The following is a 1,470-nucleotide window of genomic DNA, read 5'->3' as shown; positions in this document are numbered from 1 at the left end:
GCCGTCACTCTCGACGCGGATGGTGCCGGTGGTGAACCGGCAGGACAGGCGCGCCTTCCGCTTCGACTTGAACCGCGGAGCCCCCATCCGCTTCCCGCGCCGCTTGCCGTTCTTCGACTTCGCGTAGTTGTCGAACGCCGCCGCCGCGTTCGCCAGACCGGTGGAGTACGCCTCCTTGGAGTTCTCCTCCCACCAGCCGGCGAACCGCGGGTCGGTGCGCTTAGCCGCGTTGAACGCCTTCCGCAGCGACGGCAGCGACCACGGTCGCCACTCGGTCAGCCCGGTCTCGGCGATCCCGTACGTCTCCTCCGCGCGGCGCTGCCACCAGGACGCAGTCACCCAGCCGACCGCCCAGTTGTACGCCGCCCTCGCCGCGCCGCAGTGCGAGCGCAGCGCCGTCTCCTGCGAGGCGTTCGGGTCCAGCGCGAACCGGTACGCCTGCACCACGTAACCGGGCTGCGGCTGGAACTTCCTCACCCGACGTCCTCGGCCATCGCCACAGCCACCGCGCGGGCGGCCCGGTTCTTCGCCGTCCGGCGCCCGTACAAGCGCGCACACATCGAGGTCAGCACCTCGGTGACGTCCCGTACCAGGTCATCGGCGGTCTCGGTGGGGTCAAGGACGACCAAACGCCGCCCGGACGCCGACAGCACGGCTTCCAGGTGCTCGACGCCGAACTGGGCCAGCCGGTCGCGGTGCTCCACCACGATTACCGCCGCCTTCGGATCGGACAGGACCCTGTGCAGCTTGCGCCGACGCCCGTTCAGCCCCGAACCGACCTCGGCGACGACCTCCGCAACGGCCAGACCCAGCCCGTTCGCACCGGCCACGACCCGGGCCACCTGCCGCTCAAGATCGGCCTTCTGGTCGACGGACGACACGCGGCAGTACACCACCACACGCCCGGACGGCTGGGCAGCGGCCTCATCGACCAGCCACGTCCCGGACGGCGCCTGGCGGACGGGAACGGGCATCTTCCCGTCCTTCACCCACCTCCAAGCGGTCTGGTAGCTCACGCCCTGCTGACGCGCCCAGTCCGAAAGCTTCACATAACCAAAATACAAAACTATAAGTGACTATGAATGACTAAGAAATCTTCTCCGCCCACTCCGGGGTCCGTCGCGGGCGGGGACGCCGTCGGGGGCTGCGTCCCGATCGCCGAGCTGGTGCGGCGCTGTTCCCGGCGTCGGCTGCGGCTGCTGCGCCGGGGGCTCCTGCGGGGGCTCCGTCCCCGCGCGGGGCGCGGGGCAGACGGGCGGGTGCCGGGGCGCGGGTGCCTCCCGGCGCGGGGAGAAGGGTGACGGACCGGACCGCGCCGGACCGGGCCGGTCCCCGGACCGGGCAGAGGGTGGCCAGGCGGGTCGGCCGGGGTGTCATTGCGGCTGGTTGCCGTGTTTGCGGGCGGGCTGGGGCACGTACTTGGTGCGCAGTACGGCGAGGGCGTCGATGAGTCTGACGCGGGTCTCGGCG

2 protein-coding genes are annotated in these 1,470 nt (G+C 71.3%); both read right to left on the bottom strand.

Annotated features, from left to right (window positions below; genetic code table 11):
* Window positions 1–477, bottom strand: a 477-nt coding sequence (locus ACWEBX_RS40605; RefSeq protein WP_451889706.1) for a helix-turn-helix domain-containing protein, incomplete at its 3' end; no start/stop codon positions are given.
* Entirely contained in the window at window positions 474–1,049 is a 576-nt protein-coding gene (locus ACWEBX_RS40600; RefSeq protein WP_451889705.1) for an IS607 family transposase, read from the bottom strand. The genes ACWEBX_RS40605 and ACWEBX_RS40600, both read right to left, overlap by 4 nt.
* Between the last annotated feature and the right edge of the window lie 421 nt (window positions 1,050–1,470).

This window comes from Streptomyces sp. NPDC005070 (assembly GCF_053600395.1).
Note: the sequence above shows the minus strand (reverse complement) of the source record. Positions and strands in the feature narration are given on the sequence as shown.